1 pseudogene is annotated in these 1,594 nt (G+C 60.9%); it reads right to left on the bottom strand.

The features are described 5' to 3' along the window. Positions 1 to 1,519, bottom strand: a pseudogene (locus NKI49_RS33145) (hypothetical protein); the annotation flags it as partial. Positions 1,520 to 1,594: the final 75 nt, after the last annotated feature.

Raw genomic sequence — 1,594 nt, 5'->3', positions numbered from 1 at the left:
TCGGCCCGGTCGCAGGCGCTTCTTTGTACTCTTTGATGAGAGCCGCTGTGTAATCTCTGATGAGCGCGGCGTCGGCAGGGTAGGGATTCCGGACAGGGCGGTCCACCACTGGCGCTCCGCCCGCCCACGTCTTGAGACGACCCAGTGCCACAGCCACGTTCGAGGAGCCACTCTCGCGCTGGTACTCCTTGAGATCCTGATCCAGCAACGGATCGTCAAGCCGAGCAGCAAATCCCGGCTTGTTGTTTTTAACGAGCCAATGACCAAAGCCGGAAAGAGAATTTGCGTAGCGCGTGACCGTGCGCCGGCTGGCCCCCGCGTAAGCTGACCTCAGCCCTTCGACAACGGTCGCATCGTTGGAATAAAGAGGACCCTTGTCGTGACCGGAGACCACTATTGGAGGATCTGGCTGCACCGCCGCCGGCACAGAACGAGCATGGTCACGCAACTCGACCCGTGCGGCGGGATTCAGATCAACCACTGACGAATCCGGCGCATGATGATGGCGCGCCGTTGAGTGACCCGGCTGCAGCACCGAGGCACCTGGCATCGACCCACTGCCTCCGGTATGCAGTGCCGCGGCGTGTTCTTGTCCGCTCCCTTGCATCATGGGCTGCGCTTCCCATGGCAATGCACCCACTTGATGGGTGGGGGCCTGCATCAGCACGCGAGCGCCTGAATTGCCGATCTCGCTCAGCTGCTTAGCTTTCCCAGGGAGATACTCTGGCCGACCCAATGCCTTCTGCGGCCCGCTGTGCTGCGCAGCGGCGTCCCCAATGGCACGAGCCTCCATGCCGACTACGTCTTCCCGACGAGCAGCAAGGGCAATTTTTTCGCGCCCGGGTGCGGACTTCCGGAGATGAGCTAGTGCAGCCATCCTCCGGTCACCACTGGAGTCCTTATAGCGTTTGGCATCTTCATCCAGCGACCCCTCGTGAAGCCGAGCCGCAATCCCCGGCTTTTTGTTTTCAACCAGGTATTGACTGAAACGTCTAAGAGCAGATCCATAGGCCTCAATGGTTTTGGGATTCAGCCCGGTCGCAGGCGCTTCTTTGTGCTCTTTGATGAGAGCCGCTGTGTACTCTTTGATGAGCACGGCGTCGGCAGGGTCGGGATTCAGGGCAGGGCGGTCCCTCACTGGCGCTCCGCCCGCCCACGTCTTGAGACGACCCAGTGCCACAGCCACATTCGAGGAGCCACTCTCGCGCTGGTACTCCTTGAGATCCTGATCCAGCAACGGATCGTCAAGCCGAGCAGCAAATCCCGGCTTGTTATTAGCAAAGAGCCAACGACCAAAGCCGAGAAGAGAATTTACATGGTCCGTGACCGTGCGCTCCTTGGCCTTACCCGCGTAGGCTGACCTCAGCCCTTCGACAACGGTCGCATCGTTGGAATAGAGAGGACGCTTGCAGCCGCGACCGTCGGAGACCACTATTGGAGGATCTGGCTGCACCGCCGCCGGCACAGAACGAGCATGGTCACGCAACTCGAACGGTGCGGGGGGATTCAGATCAACCACTGACGAATCCGGCGCATGATGATGGCGCGCCGTTGAGTGACCCGGCTGCAGCACCGAGGCACCCAGCATCGACCC

The sequence above is a fragment of the Mesorhizobium sp. M0587 genome (genome assembly GCF_040320945.1).
Lineage (GTDB): Bacteria > Pseudomonadota > Alphaproteobacteria > Rhizobiales > Rhizobiaceae > Mesorhizobium.
The sequence above is the reverse complement of the archived record's forward strand: the minus strand, read 5'-3'. Positions and strand labels throughout refer to the sequence as shown.